Here is a 22,251-nt window from a genome sequence, read left to right on the forward strand (position 1 = left end):
CAGGAAATGGCAGCATCAGGGGCGGATAATCCCGTGCTCGACAAAAAGCGAAACGGCGCATTGAAGCGTTTTTGGCGAAAAATTCGCCAACCCCTGGCGCAGTCGCGATTCGTCAAAGGGGCAATCGCAAATCTTTTGACGCTGGTGCTGCGTTTCATACGCTTGACAAATCCACTGGTTCCCGGGTCTTCCATGATCGCAGGTGGCGAATATGCGAAACTGGAGCCTGGCATCGTTGCGCTTTGGCATGGCCAACATCTGTTGGCACCTGTCTTCTATCCGAAGGGCAGGCCGCTGGTGGCTATGGTTTCACGTAGCGCCGATGCCGAGATAAATGCGCTGGTTATCGAGAAATTCGGGATAGAGGCGGTGAGGGGTTCCGGGGGCGAGACAATGCCCGCCATCTCGACAAGGGGGAGCCAAGGCACTTATCGCTCTCAAGAAATCTCTCGTTGCGGATAAGAATGTCGCAATGATTGCGGATATTCCTCATGGGACACCGCGTGATGCGGGTATGGGCATTGTCTTGCTGGCCCGCTTGTCCGGCCGCCCGATTTTACCGGCTGCCATTGCTACCAGCCGCCGCAAAATTCTGGAAAAAAGTTGGGACAAGACGACGATCAACCTGCCGTTCGGGCATTCATCAATCGTCATGGGCACACCGGTATTTGTGGCCGCGGATGCTGACGAGGCCGAGATGGAACGCAAGCGGCTGGAACTTACGACCTCGCTGAATGCGGCCACGGTTCAAGCTCACCAATTGGTCGACGGCCACCGATGAGCGAGCGGGGCGCGCGATTGGTATTGTCGTTGTATCGCTATCTCGGCGCGGCAGCTTATCCTCTGCTTGGGCCCTATGTTGCATGGCGCGCTTCCCGGGGAAAGGAAGATCGGGGGCGTGTTCGCGAGCGTTATGGCATTGCCGGGCGAGAACGGCCGGAAGGACCGCTCATTTGGGTTCACGCGGCTAGTGTCGGCGAAACCATTGCTGTCATTCCATTGGTGGAGAATATTCTCGATTACGGCGTCAATATCGTTCTTACAACTGGCACCGTCACCTCTGCCAAGGTTGTGCATGAGCGTCTGTCGGATCGCGTGATCCACCAATATGTTCCGCTTGACCTAAAGCCTGCGGTCAGCCGATTTCTCAGTCATTGGAAGCCGGATCTGGCAATCATTGCGGAATCTGAAATATGGCCAATCACCATCCTTGAACTTGGCGCACGCAGGGTGCCGCAAGTTCTGGTGAATGGACGGCTTTCCGACAGGTCATTCGCTTCATGGCAAAAGCGTGAAAACCTTGCCGAAGCCTTGTTTGAAAACCTTGCACATGTGATCGCGCAATCTGAAGTCGATGGAGAGCGTTTCCGCGCACTTGGCGCACGCCCGGTCACCGTGTCTGGTAATCTAAAGGTCGATACGGCACCGCCGCCGGCAGATGAGAAAGTGCTTCACACGCTGAAACGCCAAATTGGCGAGCGCCCGACATGGGGTGCGGTTTCGACCCATGAGGGTGAAGAGGTGATGGCTGCCGAGGTGCATATGACCCTTCGTGCGCGTCATCCGGGCCTGTTGACAATCATCGTGCCGCGCCATCCTGATCGAGCCCATGCGCTTGCCGAGCAGATGAACGGGATGGGGTTGAAAGTTGCACGTCGTAGCGCTGGCACAATATTGACGAATGATATCGATATTCTGCTGGGCGATACGATTGGCGAGATGGGGCTTTATCTCAGGCTTACGGAGATTGCGTTTGTCGGTCGTTCATTGACTTCGACAGGCGGGCAAAATCCACTTGAACCTGCGATGCTTGATACAGCGGTTCTTGCTGGCCGCAATGTCCAGAATTTTCGCGATTCCTATCAACGCCTGCTCGACAAGGGTGGCGCGAAACTGGTGCGTGACCGGGATATGCTGGCCGGTGCCGTCAATTATCTTCTGACCAATGAGGTTGCCCGCCGCGATATGATGGCGGCGGCGGCGGCGACGATTGACGACATGCGTGGTGCCCTTGCCTGTACCTTGAAATCTCTTGGTCCCTATATCCAGCCGCTTGTCGTGAAAGCGCGATTGAAGCGCGCGGACGAAAACTGATATGGCGAGCGAGGCACCGCCCTTCTGGTGGGATGCGCCCGACTGGCGCTCGTTTTCACTTGCGCCCTTTTCAGCACTCTATGCTCGGGTTGCCGGGCGGATGATGCAATCGGCGCGTCGCGAAATGATAGGCGCGCCCGTTTTGTGTATCGGGAATTTTACAGTTGGGGGAACTGGCAAGACGCCAGTTGCGATCACTCTGGCCAAGCAAGCGAAACGAATGCGCCTCAATCCCGGGATTCTTTCGCGCGGGCATGGCGGAGGCTTTAGCCAACCGCATATCGTCGATCCCGATCACGACAGCGCCAAACATGTGGGTGATGAGCCGCTGCTGCTGGCTGAACACGCACCGGTGGCGGTGACGCCCAACAGGGCCGCCGGTGCGCGGCTCTTACTGGAAGAACATGGGTGCGATTTCCTCATCATGGACGACGGTTTTCAAAGTGCGCGCATTCACATCGACTATGCCTTGATCGTCATTGATGCCCGTTATGGTGTGGGAAATGGGCGCGTCATTCCCGGCGGACCGCTGAGAGCAAAGATTGTAGATCAATTGGTCTACACCACGGCATTGTTGAAAATTGGTGAGGGCACAGCCGCCGACGCTGTTATTCGTCAGGTGGCGCGTGCAGGTAGACCCATATTCGAGGCACACACACGTCCACTTGGCGCGAAAGCACACGCAGGAAGACAATTTCTGGCATTTTCGGGCATTGGCCATCCGGACAAATTTTTCAGTACGGTTGCCTCAGTTGGAGGTACGGTTGCGCATACGCGCGCGTTCCCCGATCATCACTTCTATGCCGAAGACGAGCTGCATGATTTGATGTTGACGGCTGACACGGCTGGTCTTGATTTGATAACGACGGAAAAGGATGCGGCCAGACTGCGCCACGGCGCGGCATCGCAGGATTTTCTCGATCGCCTGACAGTGTTGAAAATCGACGTATCATTCGATCTGGATCAGACGCCCCTGCGGATCATTGATGAGACATTGGATGCGTGGAGACAACGCAAACTACATGGCTGAATTGAAGCAGTAGCGTATTGCAAACAGCGTCGCTTAACTTCGGCTGCGCAAGTGCGGATGCATTTCGATCTCGCGATTCAGAGACACCGCGGCATCCACATAAGCTTCCTGTCGTTCGACACTCCAATATTTGAGTTCATCGAGCGCAATGCTCTCGCCGGTCACAGCGCAGCGCACGATTGAGCCGGGGCTGGTCACCTGAAAATCGCCGTCGAGATAACGGACGCGAGCTTCCCTGCCGGCAGGGCCTTCAAAGCGGTTCATCATCTGAGAATACCTGTGTTCATCAATATGTCATCGGCACAAATCCGGTTCAGGTCAAGCGCCAAGCAGATCTGTGGGGCAGTTCATGTGTGAGAATGAACGGCGCGCATGGCGCGAGTTATCGAAACATTGATCTCAACGTCGGCCAAACAACTTCTCGATATCTGAGAGTTTTAGCTCGATATAGGTTGGACGGCCGTGGTTGCAGGTGCCAGAACCGGGCGTGGCTTCCATCTGGCGCAGCAGCGCGTTCATCTCATCCGGTTTCAACAAACGGCCGGAGCGTACCGAGCCGTGGCAGGCCATAGTCGCAGCTATGTAATGCAGCCGATCCTTCAATGTGTCAGCGGTATCGTTGTCGGCAATTTCATCGGCAAGATCGCGTATGAGTTGCTGCACATCCACTTCGCCCAGCATCGACGGTGTTTCGCGAACCGCAATGGCACCAGGGCCGAAACGCTCGATGCCCAAACCAAACTGCGCAAGCATCGGCGAATGCATGGCAAGACGATCTGCGTCATCTTCGCTGAGGTCGACAATTTCCGGCAGAAGCAGCATTTGAGACGCGACAGGTTTTGCATGAAGCGCGTTCTTGAGGGTTTCATAGACTAACCGCTCATGTGCCGCGTGTTGGTCGACGATGATCAGCGAGTCGGTGGTTTGCGCGACGATGTAATTTTCATGAATCTGCGCCCGGGCCGCACCCAATTGTGTCTGGAGCAATGTTTCAGACATTTCATAGAGACCAGCGCGCGCGTCCGCACTCGTGCCAAAGGCTTCCTGTGGGCTTTCACGAAACCCCATATGCAATGGTCTTTGTGACGAGTTGAACGCATCAAATCCGACCGGACCAGATGCTGATGACGAGCCGTGATGTGTTTGATTGAAATTGGCAGCACCTGTTCGCGCATATTCTGTGCCACCGGGTTGGAATGCGGCCACCATCCCGGTAGCACCTGTCGTGGCGGATCGGATGCCGGCGCTGGCAAGCGTTTGGCGGATTGAGCCGACGAACAAGCCCCTGACCAATCCGGGATCGCGGAACCGCACGTCGGCCTTGGCAGGATGAACATTGACATCCACGTTTGCCGGATCAATTTCCAGAAACAGAACGCTCACGGCGTGGCGTTCACGCGGCAACACATCCGAAAATGCGCCACGTATGGCACCAGCGATCAGTTTGTCGCGAACCGGACGCCCGTTCACGTAGGTATATTGATTTAGTGCGTTGCCACGCGTGAACGAGGGGATTGAAACGTGGCCGGTAAGGCGAACTCCCTCGCGCTCGGCATCGATGACAATTGAATTTTTTGGAAAGTCCGTGCCCATCACCTGCGCGATGCGACGCAGCATCCCCTCATTGGTGGTGTCTGTTGCGGCAAGTTCCAATGTGGTGCGGTCAGCGCCGGTCAATGTGAAACGCACTTGCGGGAAGGCGATGGCGATGCGTTTGACGATATCACTGGTGGCTGCCGTTTCGGCGCGCTCGCTTTTCATGAATTTCAAACGGGCGGGCGTTGCGAAAAACAGATCACGCACCTCGACCGCTGTGCCACGATTGGCCGCTGCGGGCCGGATGGACGAGAGCTTTCCGCCCTCGATGCCAATCTCGGAGGCACTGTCACTCGATGCTGTGCGTGAGCGGATCGAAAGGCGCGCCACCGAACCTATGGACGGCAACGCTTCGCCGCGAAAACCAAGGGTGCGAATGTCGTGAATATCCTCAGAAAGCTTGGACGTGCAATGACGTGCAACTGCAAGTTCAAGTTCTTCTGCTGGAATGCCAAGGCCGTCATCGGTGACACGTATCAGGTTGAGGCCGCCACCGCCGGTGACAATCTCGATGCGTGATGCACCCGCGTCGAGGGCGTTTTCGACCAACTCCTTGACAACACTTGCCGGACGCTCGATGACCTCGCCGGCCGCGATCTGGTTGATCATCGTTTCTGAAAGGTGGCGGATCGGCATGAAACCATTCTATATGGATCTCGCCCACGGTCAAATAGAGCAAGTCAGCATCGTCGCCCGTTTTGATTATTTTCCCGGGTTTTCTGGTTCCGATAAGCGGAATTTTCTGGAATTGCTCTATCGGCATCGATCTCGATCATGACTTCAGATCGATTTGAACCAGACCTATCGTGATCTAGCCTCTTCCTCGATAGGGCGTGACACCGCTATCGGGAATCCATGCGTTTTCCGGTGGTTTTCCTGTCTGCCAGAACACGTCGATCGGAATACCGCCACGCGGAAACCAATATCCGCCGATGCGCAGCCATATCGGACTGGTTGCTTTCACGATGCGCTTCGCAATCATCACGGTGCAATCTTCATGGAACGCGCCATGATTGCGAAATGAAGTCATGAAAAGCTTGAGAGATTTCGATTCGACAAGAAATGCTTTGGGAGCGTAGTCGATGACAATGTGGGCGAAATCGGGTTGACCAGTGACCGGGCACAAAGAGGTGAATTCGGGGCAGGTGAAACGCACGATTGCGGGTGGTCCGTCGCTCGGCGTGAAGGGGACGGTTTCCAAGGTCGCCTGATCAGGACCGCTTGGCAACTCGACATTGGAACCAAGTTGGGTGAGGTGTTCGCTTTGTGTCATCGGATGCTTTTGAACTGAAATAATGAGAGGTGGTGCGCACCGCCAATAGAACAACTCGGCGCATTGTCATAGTGATTTCATAGATGGAATACCCATCAAGACGACAGTTTCCCGTTCGCCCTCTCGGTCATTGGGCCGATCAAATCAAGCCCTTCGTCCTTGCAACACTCTCAATTTCGGTTTCTTTGAGCGGCGGGAAACCAACCAGTCGCGTGCCTGTTCATTTGGCATCGGATAAGCGATGGAATAGCCTTGCACCTGGTCGCAACCAATGGCCATCAGCGTATCCAGTTCGGCTTCGGTCTCAGCACCTTCCGCGACGATAGAAATACCCAATCCACGAGCTAGTTCGGTAATCGCACGAACGATTTTCGTGTTGTCGTCATTGCCGTTGATGTTGTGCACAAAGCGACGATCTATCTTCAGGCGGTCTATCTCATTTGGGTTGACGTGGCTGAGGGACGCATAGCCGGTTCCAAAATCATCCAGCTCAAGATGTATCCCGGCTGCGCGTATTTGCCGTAATTTGGATGCGATGCCGGTTTTTTCGTCATCAAGAATTACCGATTCAACAATCTCCAACGAGAGTTTTTCTGGCGGCAACCCGGTTCGTTCCAGCGTTTCAAACAGGAAGGTGTCGAAGTCGTGCTCACGCAATTCGCCTCCCGACACGTTGACGGCGAGGCGGCCGAAGGGAATTCCAGCTCGATACCAGTTTGCGGCTTCGCTGAGCGCCTTGTTGATGACGATGCGGCCAATGCCAGCCATGACACTACATTTTTCTGCAACCGGGATGAATTCGCCCGGCGATATCATGCCCCGTGTCGGATGATTCCAGCGCACCAAAGCCTCGACACCAGTGATTGTACCGTCGGCAAGCGAGACCTGGGGTTGGAAATAAACCTCGAATGCTTCTTCGATGATGGCAAGTCTGATGTCATTTTCGAGTTGTTTTCGCCGTTCAAGTTCGAGCCGCAACTCCTCCGAGAAGAATGAAAATGTACCACCACCCTGATTTTTGGCGGAATAGAGCGCAAGGTCTGCATGTACCAGCAAATCCTGGGCGCTATCGGCATCGATGGGATAGACGGCAATGCCTGCGCTGGCACCGGGAAAAATCGTTGTTCCCTGAAATGACACAGCTTCATTGATCTTGGTGAGTATTCGGCTGGCGACCATATCGATATCTCGTGTATCGCCGGCAGCGTTGAGCACCATGACGAATTCATCTCCGCCGAGCCGCACGCAAATGTCAGATGCACGGCAAACCTCGCGCATTCGCTGCGCGGTCACGACCAGCACGTAATCGCCAGCAGCATGACCAAGCGTGTCATTGATCTGCTTGAAGCGATCAAGATCGAATTGAATGACAGCGATGCGTTCTCTGCGCCGTTTTGCCCCTTGAATCAGCGTATCAAAATGGTCTTTCAAAAAGCTGCGGTTGTGCAGACCTGTCAGCCCGTCATGTACAGCAATGAAGGCCATGGAATTTCGGGCATCGACCAGCTCATGTGTCTTGCGCAATATCGCATTGGACATTGGGCGGAAAATGAACAATGCCGTCAGAAAAATCACGCCGATCGTAGAAAAGAACAGCTTGCGATGCAGAGCCAGCAGGGCCTCTGATCGCTGGGTTGCCAGCGCGCCAATGCGCCGTTCCAGCGCGGCGTAGCCGGAGAGGGTGGCGTTTGCTACTTTTCCATCTAATGGAACAGTGCCACTGCCACCTTTGTATTCAGCGCCTGGCCGATCTTTGTTCAGGCTCGCTTCCATTGCCGAAACCAACCGCCATCCAGTCGCGGCGAGGTTCACCGAGAAATAGTCAAGATGATAGGGTCTTGAAAAAAATACGCTATTGACCGATTGAGGATCGAACCGGGTAGGTGAAGTGGGATCGGCAGCGGTTTTCTCAAGTAGGCGATCATAGTTCTTCTCAAATCGATCGGTCGCGGACTTCAACTCGCTAACGAGATCTGGTTGCGTTTCTGGCGGGGCTGTTTCAGCCGCTCCGGCGAGAAAGACGATGCGCTGTGAAAGTGCCTTTTGCGTGGAGACAAGATCAAACAGTTGCTTGTCATGCTGTTGAGCCGTCATCACCTGCTGAAGCAACAGGAAAGCGGCGAGCGCCATCGCGGCTATCAGAAGCAGCGCAATCCAATACGCTCCCTTTATCAGGAAGATGAACCTGCCAGATACAAACTGTGCCGGATATTGAGTCATTCTCGATGTTGGCCCCTGGCTACGTGGACTCCGCGAACCGGCATCGTGCCCGAGAAGGGGTTAACAGCTTGAATATTGTAGGAAATATACTCCTTTTAGTATGTTATAACTAACTAATTGGTTGCCGCGACCTTTCTGTATTAGAATCAATTTTCATCATTCTTGCCCAAGATGATCTTGCCACTTATCCAGTTTTGCCTGAAGCTCAGGGGCTGTCCATTTACATCACCGGATTTCACGCCGACATTGCGACGCATGTCGCATTTGCATTGGATTTTTGACGGCGTGGGCGCGACAGTTAGACCAAGATAACGGAATTGAAACATGACAACGGCATTTCTATCTCACCTCGCCAGCGAACTCGATGAATTGAGAGCCGCAGGGCTTTACAAATCTGAACGCGTGATCACCTCGACCCAGTCAGCCGAGATAGAGGTTGGTGGCGAGAAAGTGTTGAATTTTTGTGCCAATAACTATCTGGGACTTGCCGACAGCGCAGAGTTGCGTGACGCGGCAAAAAAGGCACTCGATCGCTATGGTTATGGCATGGCGTCGGTTCGTTTCATCTGTGGCACACAGGAAGAACACAAGGAACTGGAGGCGCGAATATCGCAGTTCCTGCGTATGGAGGATACGATCCTTTATGGCTCGTGCTTCGATGCCAATGGTGGGTTATTCGAGACACTGCTTGGAGAAGATGACGCAATCATCTCTGATGCGCTGAACCACGCTTCGATTATCGACGGGGTACGCCTGTCGAAAGCCAAGCGATTCCGCTACGCAAACAATGACATGGCGGCTCTTGAGGAAGAATTGAAGAAGGCTGGGGAAAGCCGGTTCAAACTCATCGCAACGGATGGTGTTTTCTCGATGGATGGCATCATCGCCAATTTGCAAGGCGTATGCGACCTGGCTGAAAAATATGATGCGATGGTGATGGTGGACGATAGTCACGCGGTCGGCTTTGTCGGACAAAACGGTCGTGGATCAGTGGAATATTGTGGTGTTGAAGGGCGGGTCGACATTCTTACCGGTACGCTTGGTAAAGCCTTGGGTGGCGCTTCAGGTGGATACACCGCGGGCAAGAAGCCGGTCGTCGATTGGTTGCGGCAACGTTCCAGACCATATTTGTTTTCAAACACGCTGATGCCGACAATCGCCAGTGCATCGCTTCGCGTGCTCGACTTGATTGCCGACGGTAGCGAACTGCGGCGAAAGCTTTATGACAATGCTTCACGCTTCAGGCAAGGCATGGGCAAGCTCGGCTTCAACCTTGCCGGGGCTGATCATCCAATCATTCCGGTGATGCTGGGTGACGCAACATTGGCGCAGGAGATGGCGGCACGGATGCTGAAGCGCGGTATCTACGTTATCGGTTTTTCGTTTCCTGTCGTGCCGAAGGGGCAAGCGCGTATCAGAACGCAAATGTCGGCTGCACATACCAGTGCCGATATTGATCGGGCTATCGAGGCGTTCGGGACGGTAGGTCGTGAACTCGGCATGATTTCCTGATTATATTAAAATTCAATGGGTTAAAGAGGCAATAATATGTCCAACATGATGCGGGCACTGGTCAAGACTAAAGCAGAGCCGGGCATTTGGATGGAACAGGTTCCGGTTCCGGAGATTGGCCCGAATGACGTCCTTATCAAAGTGAAAAAGACGGCGATCTGCGGCACTGACGTTCACATCTATAATTGGGATCAATGGGCGCAAAAGACCGTTCCAGTGCCCATGGTCACGGGGCATGAATTTGTTGGAACGGTCGCCGATTTCGGTGCTGCTGTTGCTGAGTACAAGATCGGTCAGCGTGTGTCCGGCGAAGGCCATATTGTGTGTGGGCATTGTCGCAATTGCAGGGCGGGCAGGGGGCATCTTTGCCGAAATACACTTGGTGTCGGCGTCAATCGACCGGGTGCTTTCGCCGAGTTTCTTGCAATCCCTCAACATAATGTCGTGCCGATCCCCGATGATGTGCCCGATGAGATCGCCGCGATCTTTGACCCACTCGGAAATGCGGTTCACACGGCGCTGTCATTCGATCTGGTTGGAGAGGATGTGCTGGTAACCGGAGCAGGACCCATCGGTATTATGGGAGCTTTGGTTGCCCAGTGTGTGGGGGCGCGCAAAGTGGTCATCACGGATATCAACCCGATACGTTTGGCATTGGCCAAAAAGCTCGGTGTTCAGCATGTGGTAGACGCATCAAAAGAAAAATTGCGTGACGTAATGCCCGGCCTTGGCCTTACCGAAGGCTTCGATGTCGGCCTTGAAATGTCAGGCGCCGCGCCAGCCTTTCGCGACATGATCGATACCATGAACAATGGTGGCAAGATTGCCATTTTGGGTATCGCGCCGACGGGTTTTGAAATCGAATGGAACAAGGTGATCTTCAAGATGCTGCATCTGAAGGGCATCTATGGCCGCGAGATGTTCGAGACCTGGTACAAGATGATCGCTCTTGTGCAGGGGCCGCTCAATGTCACCGGCCTGATTACGCATCGCATCGGTATTGATGATTATATTTCGGGCTTTGAGGCCATGAAAAGCGGAGATTCAGGCAAGGTTGTCATGGATTGGTGATGGTGTAGCGTCACCGGTGCTGCCGTTCAGGCCGGATTCCAATGCCGTCAATCCAGCCATGATCTGCGCGACGTCAGAGCTACTTAGTCGCGCCAGCAATTTTGTCTCGAATGCTTTGGCAAGAGGCACCATCTCGCTGTAGGCAGCAAGTCCTGCCTTGGTAAGCGCAAGGTGTTCGGTGCGGCGATCCTCCAAATCTTGCTTTCGGGTGAGCCATCTGCGCCGCTCAAGCTCGGCAACAGCGCGCGATACCATTGTCTTGTGCATGGCTGATTGCTGCCCAAGAGTGGTCGCGGTCATTGCACCATGTTGGCCAAGACCGGCGAGCGTTCGCCACTCCGGACGCGTCAGTCCGAAGCGATCCTTGTAAACCTTGCTGAATTCACGGCTCATGAGATCCGCCAGATGGTAGAGGCGGTATGGAAGGAAGGCTTCCAGTTCAAGGCGTTGTGAAGTCATCTGATCCTCAGCGGGATTGGATACAATCCGTCAGTTGATAGTTACAAAATAGATGGTTACAAATGAAACCATCTTGGTCAATCGGGATGGTCGTCATGACTTTTCAGTATATGCCCGGCTTCGGCAACGATTTCGAAACGGAGACCTTGCCAGGCGCACTGCCTCAGGGGCGAAACTCACCGCAAAAGCCTGCATACGGGCTATATGCCGAGCAGCTTTCCGGCTCGCCATTCACTGCACCGCGCGGCACCAATGAACGTTCGTGGCTTTACCGAATTCGCCCCAGCGTAAAGCATACGGGGCGTTTCAAGAGCGCGGATTTCCCGCATTGGAAGACTGCGCCAAACATTGGAGATCATGAGTTGGCGCTTGGCCAATATCGGTGGAACCCGGTGCCAATGCCCGATGAACCCACCGATTTCATTGCCGGGATGCGCTCGATCACCACGGCTGGCGATGCACTTGGTCAATCCGGCATGGCGGCACATATCTATGTTGCAAATCGCTCGATGGTGGACGACCACTTCTTTAATGCGGACGGTGAGCTTCTCATTGTGCCGCAGGTGGGCCGGTTGAATTTCGTCACCGAAATGGGGGTGATCGAACTGTCGCCGGGTGAAATCGCGCTTCTTCCGCGCGGCCTGGTATTCAAGGTCGAACTGATCGATGCCGAAGTTCGAGGCTATGTCTGCGAAAATTATGGCGCCAAATTCACCATGCCGGACCGCGGACCCATCGGCGCCAACTGCCTGGCCAATGCGCGTGACTTCAAGACGCCCTGCGCATGGTTTGAGGACAAGGAAACGCCATGCCGCCTGATCGTCAAATGGTGCGGCGCTTTCCACGTTTGCGACCTTGCTCAGTCGCCACTCGATGTGGTTGCGTGGCATGGTAACTATGCTCCGTACAAATATGATCTTGCTACATTTTCTCCTGTTGGTGCAATTCTGTTTGATCATCCTGATCCGTCGATTTTCACGGTCCTTACAGCGCCAAGCGGCGAAGATGGTACGGCCAATATCGACTTCGTTATCTTTCCTCCGCGATGGCTGGTGGCGGAAAATACGTTCCGTCCACCCTGGTATCACCGCAACATCATGAGCGAGTTCATGGGGCTTGTTCATGGGCAATATGATGCCAAGGAAGAGGGCTTCGCGCCGGGTGGAATGAGCCTGCACAATATGATGCTGGCACATGGACCGGATGCGCCTGGTTTCGAAAAGGCATCAAATACCGAGCTGAAGCCGCAAAAGCTGGATGACACGATGGCATTCATGTTCGAGACGCGGTTTCCGCAAATGTTGACGCGCTATGGTGCTGGATTGCCAACCTTGCAAGCTGACTACATTGATTGCTGGAAGGACCTGAAAAAGCGTTTCAACGGAACAGTTGAAGGTGATTGGTCTTGAGTATCAAACAAACGATGGATCGGCTTGTCCTGCTTGGCTCGAAAGGCGGTCCGGCTCTCAGACCCGGAGGCCCTTGGCCAAGTTCTTCACTGCTGGAATTTGGTGGGCGCAAGATTGTCATCGACTGCGGGCTAGGGGTAACGCGCGGCCTGGTTGATTGTGGCCTTGACCTCAAGACACTCGATCTCATTTTTATCACGCATCTGCATTCCGATCATTTTCTTGAACTTGGTCCTCTTGTTCACACGGCGTGGACAGCCGGATTGGCAACAAGGGTCGCAATATTCGGACCTGCCGGAACCGCGGATTATTGGGAAAAGTTCGTTGAAGCGATGGCTTACGACATCGACACACGCATTGCCGATGAGGGACGCCCCGATATCCGTGCGCTGGTCGATGTGAAGGAGTTTGGCGAGGGCCATGTGATGCAGGGCGGGGGGCTTGTGGTATCTGCGTTGCGCGTTGACCATCCGCCAGTCGTCGATTGTTTCGCGCTGCGGTTCGAGCATGAGAAACAAAGCATCGTGTTCTCGTCCGACACGGCATATTTTCCGCCACTGGCAGATTTTGCTGCCGAAGCAGATATTCTTGTTCACGAAGCGATGCTGGAACAGGGCATAGAGCGACTTGTCGCCAGAACCGGCAATGGTGCGCGGTTGAAAGAGCATTTGCTTGCAAGCCACACCTTTGCGGATGATGCCGGGCGCATTGCCACCGCTGCCCAAGTCAAGCGGCTGGTGCTCAATCATCTCATCCCCGCAGATGACTTCAAAATCTCTGAAGCCGACTGGGTAGCGGTGGTGAGAAAATCGTGGTCAGGTGCCTTGACGATCGCACGCGACGGACTTGTCGTGCCAATTGGCGCTGGATCTCGCGCAGGAAGAGGAAACCGCATGAAACTTGCCTCATTGAAGGATGGCTCACGTGACGGGAAGCTGGTTGTGGTTTCACGCGATCTCACCCGATGTACGGATGCCTCCTTCCTGGCGCGCACTTTGCAGGCTGCACTGGATGACTGGGCGAGAATTGCGCCACATCTGATTACGCTGGCTGAATCGCTGGAGAGCGGCTCGGTGCCGTCGAGCCGCTTTCATGAGCATGACGCGCATTCACCATTGCCACGTGCCTATCAATGGGCGGACGGTTCGGCCTATGTCAATCACGTCGAATTGGTACGCAAGGCGCGCAAGGCAGAAATGCCCGACAGTTTCTGGAGTGATCCGCTGATATATCAAGGTGGCTCGGACACCTTCATTGCGCCGCGCGAAAACATCCGTATGGCTGATGAGAGCTATGGCATCGACATGGAGGCCGAAGTTGCCGTTATTGTTGACGATGTGGCAATGGGTGCAAGCACGAATGAAGCGCGAGACGCTATCCGCCTCATCATGCTGGTCAACGACGTTTCATTGCGCGGGTTGATTCCAAACGAGTTGGGCAAGGGGTTCGGGTTCTTCCAATCAAAACCGTCATCTGCCTTCTCGCCGGTCACTGTCACGCCCGACGAATTGGCAGACGCATGGGATGGCGCCAAGGTCTGCCTGCCACTACTGGTAGACCTGAATGGCAAGTCCTTCGGCCGGGCCAATGCCGGTGTTGATATGACGTTCGATTTTCCGACGCTGATCGCCCACGCGGCCAAAACGCGCCCCCTGTCGGCGGGAACCATTATCGGCTCAGGAACGGTTTCAAACAAACTGGATGGTGGCCCCGGCAAGCCGGTGAGCGAAGGTGGCGCTGGTTATTCCTGCATTGCCGAGTTACGCATGGTCGAGACCATAGAAAGCGGTGCGCCAAAGACGCCATTCCTGCGCTTTGGCGATCAGGTGCGCATTGAAATGAAGGACACGGCTGGCCGGTCGATCTTCGGTGCAATCGAACAGAAAGTCGAACCATACGAACGTTGAAAGCGGCCTGATCTGCAAGCCGCTCGAAGGAAACGCTATTCGGCAGCGTCAACGTTGATGGCACCGCGGCGAATCTGGTCCTCTTCGATCGATTCAAAGAGCGCGCGGAAGTTGCCTTCACCAAAACCTTCGTCGCCCTTCCTTTGAATGAATTCAAAGAAAATCGGGCCGATGACGGTTCTGGAGAATATCTGCAACAGGATCTTGGTCATCCCGCCATCGACCACCCCTTCACCGTCAATGAGGATGCCATGCTTTTTCATTCGGTCGATCGGCTCATCATGGCCGTTCACGCGTGCATGACTCTTTTCATAATATGTCTGCGGCGGACCGGGCATGAATTTCAGGCCGTTATGGGCGAGCTTGTCGGTTGCGTCATAAATCCCGTCCGTTCCAACCGCGATGTGCTGGATGCCTTCGCCATTGTATTTGTTGAGGTATTCGACAATCTGGCTGGTTTCGTCCTTCGATTCATTCAACGGAATGCGGATTTTGCCGCAAGGTGATGTAATGGCGCGGCTGACCAGGCCGGTAATGCGTCCGTCGATGTCGAAATAATGGATTTGCTTGAAGCCGAACAAGTCACGGTAAAATGCCCACCACTTGTCCATATTGCCGCGATAGACATTGTGGGTGAGGTGATCGAGATAGTAGAAGCCGACGCCTGTCGGTTTCGGATCACGCGCACCAAGCCACTCGAATTCGGCATCGTAGGCCGAACCCTTGGCGCCATAGGTTTCAATGAAATAAAGGAGCGAGCCGCCGATCCCGACAATGGCCGGAACATCGAGGGCTTTGTCGTTTCCTTCATAGGGTTCAGCACCCTTTGCAACCGCGTGCTCGAACGCCTGTTTTGCGTTGACGACACGCCATGCCATCGAGGCTGCACATGGTCCGTGCTCGTCGACGAACTTCATCGCATGAGAGCCGGGCTCGGCGTTGACGATGTAGTTGATATCACCCTGACGCCAAACGGTGATGTTTTTCGTGCGATGCTTTGCGACAGGCACATAGCCCATTCGTGTGAACAACTCGGCAAGCTTTTCTGGTTCGGAATGGGCAAATTCGACAAATTCGAAGCCGTCGGTACCAGCCGGGTTAGCTTCGCTTATTTTCGCTGGCGGCGCATCGTGCGGGAAGGGACCCATGGCTTGTTCTCCATCATCAATGTGGCCTCGTGGACCATTTTTACCATTGTAGCGCACCGGTGTTGCATGGTGCTTGCATTCGACAGCCTTCGATGGTGAAATCATGCATGTTTCATGCACATAAAGTTAGATAACGGCGATGGATAAGCTAGTAGACCAATTTGATCGCAAGATATTAGCGCTTTTGCAGGAAGATGCGCGACTGACGAACAATGATTTGTCAGAACGTGTTCATCTTTCACCGTCGCAATGTTCGCGGCGCCGTCAACGGCTGGAAGAAAATGGGTTTATTCGCGGTTACCGGGCCATACTTGACCGCGATAGGCTCGGCTTTTCGCTGGTCAACGTCATTTCCGTAACGCTTGCCACGCACAATCGCGACAATGCGCGGCGTTTTGGCGAATTGCTGGCGCGGCTTCCCGAAGTGCAGGAAGCGCACGCCTTGACTGGCGAGATGGACTATATTCTGAAGGTCGTGACGCCTGATCTGAAATCGCTGTCGGATTTCGTCAACGGCGTGCTGTTGCCCCACGAATCCGTGCAGCATGTCAAAACGGCCATCGTCCTTGAAACACTCAAGGAGACTGGCGCGCTACCGATCTGACCTCGCAATATAGGCTAAATCTGATTAACCCTTGGACTGCTCGACCGCGATGAACAAATTGGTGGAACGTGCACCTGAGCGGCAGTAAGCGAATACCGGGGAAGCCAGTTCGTCAAGTGCCTTTGCCTGATCCGCAACATTGTCAGCGGTCATCTGGCCACTGATGACGGGAATATACCGAAACGCCAATCCGGCCGATTCCACTTCCGTTTTGATGGCTTCGTGCGAGGGTTGGCCTGGCTGTTCATTGTCTGGTCGATTGCAGATGACACTCTTGAAGCCGGCGGCCTTGATAGCCGCAACCTCTTCTGGCGAGATTTGGCCTGCCACCGAATAGTCTTCACTGATCTGGCGGATTTCCATTATTGACCTCGTGATCGCTTGTATTTGCATCTGACGCAGTCTTGCCATTCCCTGACCTGATCGGCAATCGTGAACTCACCCATTCTCGAATAGCAGTGCGGATGCGTCCGCCCGTGGTTTCAGTCAGTTTGGATTACAGGCCCATTATTGCAACACTGATCTGCGATATGTTGTTGCGCATCATATCAATATAAGTCGAGGCCGGTCCGTCGGGAGGCGACAAGGCATCGGAATAGAGCGTGCCTCCAATCTTCACACCGGTTTCGCTGGCGATCTGTTCGATCAGCCGCGGATTGGTGATGTTTTCGATGAAAATGGCAGCCGCCTTCTCATGCCGGACTTGTTCGATCAGTTTGGCGACATCGGCCGCAGATGGCTCGGATGCGGTCGAGAAACCTTGTGGTGCACGAAAGGCCAGCCCGTACTCATGCTCGAAATAGCCAAATGCATCATGTGACGTGATGACCATGCGTTTTTGCGCTGGGATCATCGCAATGGCTTGGCGAATGTCGACGTCGAGCGCGTTGAGCTTTTCAATGTAAGCAGCGGCATTGGTTTTGTATTCATCGCAGCCTTCTGCATCCGCAATGCAGAACGCGTCGACAATATTGCGCACATATATTTTTGCGTTAGCGACAGACTGGAAAGCGTGCGGATCGGCTGAGTGGTGGTCGTCGTGTGCGCCATCGTGGTCTTCTTGTGCCTGGTCTTCGCCATCATGTGCGAATTCAGGCTTGAATGCGATGGGCGTTACACCCTTGGAGAGTTTTACGATACTGGCTTGGGTAGCGCTTGCGTCGACCAGACGCTTGAGAAAACCTTCAAAATGGAGGCCGTTGACAAGAACGATGTCGGCCTTGGACATGGCGACCGCATCGGCTGGTTTGGGTTCATAGACATGAGCATCGCCGTCTGGTCCCACAAGTGTCGAAATTTCAACGCGGTCGCCGCCGACATTTGCGGCGAAATCAGCGATGACTGAAAAGCTTGCAACGACCCTTAGCGGGTCGGCTTGTGCATATGACGGCGTGCCAGATATGAATGTTATAACAGAAAATACAATAGCAAGCCGGCTGTAGTTCAGCATGGTGGAAAAGCTCCATATTCGAGTTAGGCGACCCTGTGACGGTGATGGACAAGACGCGAACGAAGTGCGCCTCTGGTTCCAAACAGGACAGACACAAAATACACGATCCCGGCCGAAAGGATGATCGCCGGTCCGGAAGGAAGTGAAGCGTGAAATGACAAAAGCAAGCCCGCGACGCAGGAAGCAAAGCCTATGGTGATTGCCAGCACGCACATGGGTTCAATACGGGTCGTCCAGAACCGGGCAGCGGCGGCAGGCAACATCATCAAACCGACCGAAAGCAGGGTGCCGAGCGCCTGAAAGCCGCCGACGAGGTTGAGGACCACAAGGCCCAGAAAGATGAAGTGAACCGGGCTGCCAAGTTTGCTCACCGAGCGGAAAAACAGGGGGTCGAGACATTCGGCAACCAAAGCGCGCCAGAAAATGGTGAGACTTGCCAGCGTAACCAACACAATCGCACCGATCACAGCTAGTGCTTCATTATTGAGCGCAAGAACCGTACCGAACAGGACGTGCATCAGGTCGATGCTGGAGCCCCGCATCGAAACCATGAGAACGCCGAGCGCCAGTGAAATAAGATAAAATGCCGCCATCGATGCATCTTCGCGCTGGATCGTGAAACGGGACACGGCTCCAGCACCCGCAGCGACAATGATGCCGGCGATGAGGCCACCGATTGTCATGGGTATTATTTCAAGGCCGTAGAGAAGAAACCCGGCTGCGGCACCGGGCAAAATGGCGTGGGCCATTGCATCACCGGTGAGGCTCATGCGCCTGAGCATGAGAAATACACCAACCGGACATGCACCCAGCGACAGCAACAGCGAACCGACAAGTGCGCGCTGCATGAACGAATAGTCCGAAAAGGGTGCGATGAGGAAATCATACAGGATATTCACGATGCTACAGCCCGTGGTTCATCATCGTGGCCATGCCCTTCTGCTCCGCACCAGGGTGCGCCGTCTTCCCAAGCTTCGTGGAAGCGGCGCGCGCGCGCCAGGTTTTCAGGCATCAGCGTTTCCTTGGTGTCGCCCCATGCCACCTTTTGGCGCGCGAGCAGAAGCGTTTCAGGAAAATTCTCGCGAACCAGGCCGAGATCATGGACGACCACGAGGACAGTGCGGTCTTCTCCATGCCAGCGCTTGATCAGTGCAATCAGATCGCCCACGGTTCTTGCGTCCACCGCGTTGAATGGCTCGTCAAGCAGGATGAGGTTTGCGTTTTGCACCAGAACCCTGGCAAATAGCGCGCGCTGCAATTGCCCTCCCGATAACGTATCGAGTGAACGTTTTTCGAATCCAGTCAATCCAACCGCCTGCAATGCAGTCCGAACAGTTGAGCGGTCATCGTCGGTATGGCGCCGGAGCAGTCCGCGCCGCGGCCACAGGCCAAGCGAAACCAGATCGACAACGCGGGCAGGGAAGGTGCGGTCAAGTTCTGATTGCTGGGGCAAATAGGCAATGCGGACATCATCGGCTTTGCCAATCGTTCCGTCCATCGGTCGTACAATACCGACAATTCCTTTCATCAGTGTCGATTTACCTGAGCCATTGGCACCGACTACCGCAGTCAATGATCCCCTCTTCACAACGCCATCGAGATGATGCACAGCCGGATGACTGCTGTATCCAAGCGTCAGATCATGAAAGACGAGGCTGTTTCCGGTCATTAGTGGCCCACAAATTCGCATGATGAAGGTATTGCTCGATACGTAATGTTATTACATATGTCAATCTGATTTCGAGAGCTACTTTGTTTAATCATGCAGGGACGGTTGGTGCTTCGAATCCGTGGGTTTGGCGACTGGAGGCCTTGCTCCCACGCCACGCACTATCTACACAGGCGGTTCCAAAGCCTGAACAGGCGCAATCCATTATTGAAGGAAGCAAAGAATGAGCATTCGTCGCATTGATGTCGGTCCGCGCATGAGCCAGATCGTGGTCCATGGCAATACAGCCTATCTTGCTGGCCAGGTTGGTGAAGGCGATAGCGTCGGCGCGCAGACCGTGGATATTCTTGCCAAGATTGATAACCTGCTGGCTCAAATCGGCTCGGACAAGACCAAAATCCTTCAGGCGATCATCTGGATGTCCGACATGAGCGACTTCGCCGAAATGAATGCCGCATGGGATGCGTGGGTGCCACAGGGCAATACGCCTGCACGCGCTGCCGGTGAAGCCAAGCTTGCGGCTCCCAAATTCAAAGTTGAAATCATCATCACCGCCGCTGTCTGACAACTTTTACGCGATGTCGCGGTTTTACCAGACAGCGCGTGATTTCAATAGTTTAGAGCGGAATGCGGATGCCGTACTGGTGCCCACCTCCATCATCCGCTCTAACTTTGAGAGGGTGCAAACCGCGCAACCAGCGTATGGTTGTCTCCCGCATAGATGAAACGAACGTGGGTAACCGGATGTTCGGCACTCCACGTTCGCCGTTCAACGACAAGGCAGGGGGAGCCGATTTCGATGTCGAGCGTGGCAGCGGTGGGCTTGTCGGCTGCGGTGGCGCGGATGCGATGCTCCGCAGTATTCCACGGCACACGAGCGACCAGCCAAGGGCCGGGTGCTCTTTCAGCAAACGTCTCATTAGCTGCTTCGGGCACTGCAGCCAGGTTGATGAGGCGATCTTCTTTGCAAAACGGGCGTGCGCCAGCGAAATGCATGCAATCCACTGCAAGGATTTTCTCCGTTTTGTCTAATCCAATCAATTTCTTGTCGTTCGAGCTGCTACTTCTTTCGAGGCGTGAGACACGCTCGTAGCGATATGGCAAGCCAAGTGCTTCAACCTCAATTCGGATATCATGAATCTCAAGAATTGCAGCTTGAGATTGCGGGCGGCGTACAAAGCTGCCCGAGCGTCGCCGGCGCTCGATAAGTCCCGCATTCGCAAGTTGCGACAGCGCCTTGTTCACCGTCATACGAGAACAGGCATATTGTTTTGTCAGCTCATACTCGAACGGGATACGATATCCCGGCTCCCATTCTCCGGATAGTATCCGTTCGCTGATATCCGTGGTGATGCGCTGGTGAAGTGAAGTGGGCTCGCCGCCAACAACTTCCGCGTCGGATTGTGCCATCATTTACCTCGATGTTTTATCATTCGGGTCAGTTCGAGGACAGCTTTTGCATTACATTAGCGAACCGTTCAGCAATTGCCTTCCTTTGAAGATGAATGCCACCACTTACCCGCTTTTTGCCGTGCACCCATACACAATCGACTTTCGTGCCATTGGCAAATATCCAGGCATCCAGGACCGAATCTCCTGATTTGCCAACGAGTGACGGGTGTCCGGCGTCCAGGGAAATGAAGTCGGCCGACGCTCCGACCGCAAGCTGCGCTGCGCCTGCGCCGAGTGCGCTGGCACCGCCAGCGAGCGCATGGTCGAACAAGGTGCGGCCATTTGATTGGCCCGGTGTTGCGAGAACGTTGCGGGCGCGCCGGGCAAGGCGCTGCGAATATTCGAGTTGGCGTAGCTCATCAGGCAGGCCAATCAATACATTGGAATCTGAGCCGATCCCGAAACGACCGCCATTTTCTACAAACAAATCCGCGGTAAATGTACCATCGCCCAGATTGGCCTCGGTTATGGGACAAAGACCGGCAATGGCACCGGTTTTCGCCATCATAACCGTCTCCCGGTCCGTCATATGCGTGGCGTGGATGAGGCACCAGCGCTGGTCCAGTTCCGCATTTGCGAGCAGCCACTCAACAGGGCGCGCGCCCGACCATGCCACGCAGTCATCGACCTCTTTGATCTGCTCGGCGACGTGAATGTGGACCGGCGTCGCGGGAGAAATCGCAGCGACTTCCTTCAATTCATCGGGAGTCACCGCGCGCAGGCTGTGCGGGGCGACACCAACCAGTCCATTTTCCAGTTTGTGAACTGCTGTTTTTGATTTCTCAACTATCTCCGAGAAAGCATTAATATTATTTATGAATCTCCGCTGTCCATTGGTCGGCTGCGCGCCGCCAAAGCCTGAGTGCGCGTAAAAAACGGGAAGGAGCGTCAGACCGATCCCGGTATCCGACGCTGCCGAAGCGATGCGCTCGCCCATTTCCCCGATATTCGCATAGGGACGGCCGTCGAGATCGTGGTGGAGATAGTGAAACTCGCCGACTCGAGAAAAGCCCGCCTCCAGCATTTCGACATAGAGTTGGGCGGCAACGGCTTCAACCTGATCCGGGGTCATTGACAGGGCGAAGCGATACATGACCTCGCGCCAGCTCCAGAAGCTATCGTGCGAGGGGCCGCGTGTCTCGGCAAGACCGGCCATGCCGCGCTGGAAAGCATGACTATGCAGGTTAGGCATGCCGGGAAGGACGATAGCGTGTTGCTCATCTGACGACATGGGCGCAACATCGGTTTCGATCTTGTCGAAACTGCCATCGGTGAGTGTCAAGCGCACGTCGTTTTGCCAGCCGGTTGGAAGCAGAGCCTGTTTCGCGAAAATTGCCATTGCGTCCCTCTTGATTTT

At 54.6% G+C, this 22,251-nt stretch carries 20 protein-coding genes and 2 pseudogenes; 10 read left to right on the forward strand and 12 right to left on the reverse strand.

Annotated elements, in window-relative coordinates; all coding sequences use genetic code 11:
• Positions 1-6 precede the first annotated feature (6 nt).
• From AC0L7S_RS17075 to lpxK, 3 genes and pseudogenes are all read left to right on the forward strand, one after another.
• A pseudogene (locus AC0L7S_RS17075) lies at positions 7-781 on the forward strand (lysophospholipid acyltransferase family protein).
• Entirely contained in the window at positions 778-2,094 is a 1,317-nt protein-coding gene (gene waaA, locus AC0L7S_RS17080) for a lipid IV(A) 3-deoxy-D-manno-octulosonic acid transferase (RefSeq protein ID WP_473472102.1), read from the forward strand. The pseudogene AC0L7S_RS17075 and the gene waaA overlap by 4 nt, the downstream one beginning before the upstream one ends.
• A 1-nt stretch (position 2,095) precedes the next feature.
• The gene (gene lpxK, locus AC0L7S_RS17085; RefSeq protein WP_473472103.1) at positions 2,096-3,124 is read left to right on the forward strand and encodes a tetraacyldisaccharide 4'-kinase; all 1,029 of its coding nucleotides are present in this window, start codon (positions 2,096-2,098) and stop codon (positions 3,122-3,124) included.
• A 33-nt stretch (positions 3,125-3,157) separates the two neighbouring features.
• On the opposite strand, the gene AC0L7S_RS17090 is transcribed toward lpxK, so the two are convergent.
• From AC0L7S_RS17090 to AC0L7S_RS17105, 4 genes are all read right to left on the reverse strand, one after another.
• Complete coding sequence (locus AC0L7S_RS17090) at positions 3,158-3,391, reverse strand: DUF2093 domain-containing protein (protein WP_473472104.1); 234 nt, start codon at positions 3,389-3,391, stop codon at positions 3,158-3,160.
• 132 nt (positions 3,392-3,523) lie between these two features.
• On the reverse strand, positions 3,524-5,356 hold the full coding sequence (gene mutL, locus AC0L7S_RS17095) for a DNA mismatch repair endonuclease MutL (protein ID WP_473472105.1): 1,833 nt from the start codon (positions 5,354-5,356) through the stop codon (positions 3,524-3,526).
• A gap of 175 nt (positions 5,357-5,531) precedes the next feature.
• Positions 5,532-5,993 (reverse strand): preQ(1) synthase, encoded by a 462-nt coding sequence (gene queF, locus AC0L7S_RS17100; protein WP_473472106.1) that lies wholly within the window; start codon positions 5,991-5,993, stop codon positions 5,532-5,534.
• 144 nt (positions 5,994-6,137) lie between these two features.
• Positions 6,138-8,213 (reverse strand): putative bifunctional diguanylate cyclase/phosphodiesterase, encoded by a 2,076-nt coding sequence (locus AC0L7S_RS17105; protein ID WP_473472107.1) that lies wholly within the window; start codon positions 8,211-8,213, stop codon positions 6,138-6,140.
• A gap of 324 nt (positions 8,214-8,537) precedes the next feature.
• Between AC0L7S_RS17105 and AC0L7S_RS17110 the strand changes: the two genes are divergently transcribed.
• Positions 8,538-9,725, forward strand: coding sequence for a glycine C-acetyltransferase (locus AC0L7S_RS17110; RefSeq protein WP_473472108.1), 1,188 nt, complete (start codon positions 8,538-8,540; stop codon positions 9,723-9,725).
• A gap of 36 nt (positions 9,726-9,761) precedes the next feature.
• Entirely contained in the window at positions 9,762-10,796 is a 1,035-nt protein-coding gene (gene tdh / locus AC0L7S_RS17115) for an L-threonine 3-dehydrogenase (protein ID WP_473472109.1), read from the forward strand.
• Here the strand turns inward: tdh and AC0L7S_RS17120 are convergent.
• On the reverse strand, positions 10,770-11,255 hold the full coding sequence (locus AC0L7S_RS17120) for a MarR family winged helix-turn-helix transcriptional regulator (RefSeq protein WP_473472110.1): 486 nt from the start codon (positions 11,253-11,255) through the stop codon (positions 10,770-10,772). The two genes, tdh and AC0L7S_RS17120, sit on opposite strands and share 27 nt — an antisense overlap.
• Positions 11,256-11,350: 95 nt before the next feature.
• On the opposite strand from AC0L7S_RS17120, the gene hmgA reads away from it, so the two are divergent.
• From hmgA to AC0L7S_RS17135, 3 genes and pseudogenes are all read left to right on the forward strand, one after another.
• Positions 11,351-12,664, forward strand: a complete 1,314-nt coding sequence (gene hmgA / locus AC0L7S_RS17125; RefSeq protein WP_473472111.1) for a homogentisate 1,2-dioxygenase — start codon at positions 11,351-11,353, stop codon at positions 12,662-12,664.
• Between the two features lie 14 nt (positions 12,665-12,678).
• Positions 12,679-13,401 (forward strand): annotated as a pseudogene (locus AC0L7S_RS17130) (MBL fold metallo-hydrolase); the annotation flags it as partial.
• A 156-nt stretch (positions 13,402-13,557) separates the two neighbouring features.
• Positions 13,558-14,571, forward strand: coding sequence for a fumarylacetoacetate hydrolase family protein (locus AC0L7S_RS17135; RefSeq protein WP_473474343.1), 1,014 nt, complete (start codon positions 13,558-13,560; stop codon positions 14,569-14,571).
• Between the two features lie 35 nt (positions 14,572-14,606).
• Here AC0L7S_RS17135 and hppD read toward each other — a convergent pair whose 3' ends face one another.
• On the reverse strand, positions 14,607-15,719 hold the full coding sequence (gene hppD, locus AC0L7S_RS17140) for a 4-hydroxyphenylpyruvate dioxygenase (protein ID WP_473474344.1): 1,113 nt from the start codon (positions 15,717-15,719) through the stop codon (positions 14,607-14,609).
• A 139-nt stretch (positions 15,720-15,858) separates the two neighbouring features.
• Here hppD and AC0L7S_RS17145 point away from each other — a divergent pair, with 139 nt between their 5' ends.
• Complete coding sequence (locus tag AC0L7S_RS17145) at positions 15,859-16,323, forward strand: Lrp/AsnC family transcriptional regulator (protein ID WP_473472112.1); 465 nt, start codon at positions 15,859-15,861, stop codon at positions 16,321-16,323.
• A 24-nt stretch (positions 16,324-16,347) separates the two neighbouring features.
• Here the strand turns inward: AC0L7S_RS17145 and AC0L7S_RS17150 are convergent, their stop codons facing one another.
• From AC0L7S_RS17150 to aztA, 4 genes are all read right to left on the reverse strand, one after another.
• Complete coding sequence (locus tag AC0L7S_RS17150; protein ID WP_473472113.1) at positions 16,348-16,686, reverse strand: protein tyrosine phosphatase family protein; 339 nt, start codon at positions 16,684-16,686, stop codon at positions 16,348-16,350.
• 133 nt (positions 16,687-16,819) lie between these two features.
• Entirely contained in the window at positions 16,820-17,773 is a 954-nt protein-coding gene (aztC, locus tag AC0L7S_RS17155) for a zinc ABC transporter substrate-binding protein AztC (RefSeq protein ID WP_473472114.1), read from the reverse strand.
• A gap of 23 nt (positions 17,774-17,796) precedes the next feature.
• A complete protein-coding gene (gene aztB, locus AC0L7S_RS17160) occupies positions 17,797-18,663 on the reverse strand; it encodes a zinc ABC transporter permease AztB (protein WP_473474345.1) in 867 nt (288 codons plus the stop codon).
• Between the two features lie 5 nt (positions 18,664-18,668).
• Entirely contained in the window at positions 18,669-19,442 is a 774-nt protein-coding gene (aztA, locus tag AC0L7S_RS17165) for a zinc ABC transporter ATP-binding protein AztA (protein ID WP_473472115.1), read from the reverse strand.
• A gap of 223 nt (positions 19,443-19,665) precedes the next feature.
• On the opposite strand from aztA, the gene AC0L7S_RS17170 reads away from it, so the two are divergent.
• Positions 19,666-20,007, forward strand: a complete 342-nt coding sequence (locus tag AC0L7S_RS17170; RefSeq protein WP_473472116.1) for a RidA family protein — start codon at positions 19,666-19,668, stop codon at positions 20,005-20,007.
• 101 nt (positions 20,008-20,108) lie between these two features.
• On the opposite strand, the gene hutC is transcribed toward AC0L7S_RS17170, so the two are convergent.
• Together hutC and AC0L7S_RS17180 are read right to left on the reverse strand one after the other, a co-directional pair.
• Complete coding sequence (gene hutC, locus AC0L7S_RS17175) at positions 20,109-20,855, reverse strand: histidine utilization repressor (protein ID WP_473472117.1); 747 nt, start codon at positions 20,853-20,855, stop codon at positions 20,109-20,111.
• A gap of 25 nt (positions 20,856-20,880) precedes the next feature.
• Positions 20,881-22,233, reverse strand: coding sequence for a formimidoylglutamate deiminase (locus tag AC0L7S_RS17180; RefSeq protein WP_473472118.1), 1,353 nt, complete (start codon positions 22,231-22,233; stop codon positions 20,881-20,883).
• Positions 22,234-22,251: the final 18 nt, after the last annotated feature.

This window comes from Mesorhizobium sp. G2-6-1, from assembly GCF_055809095.1.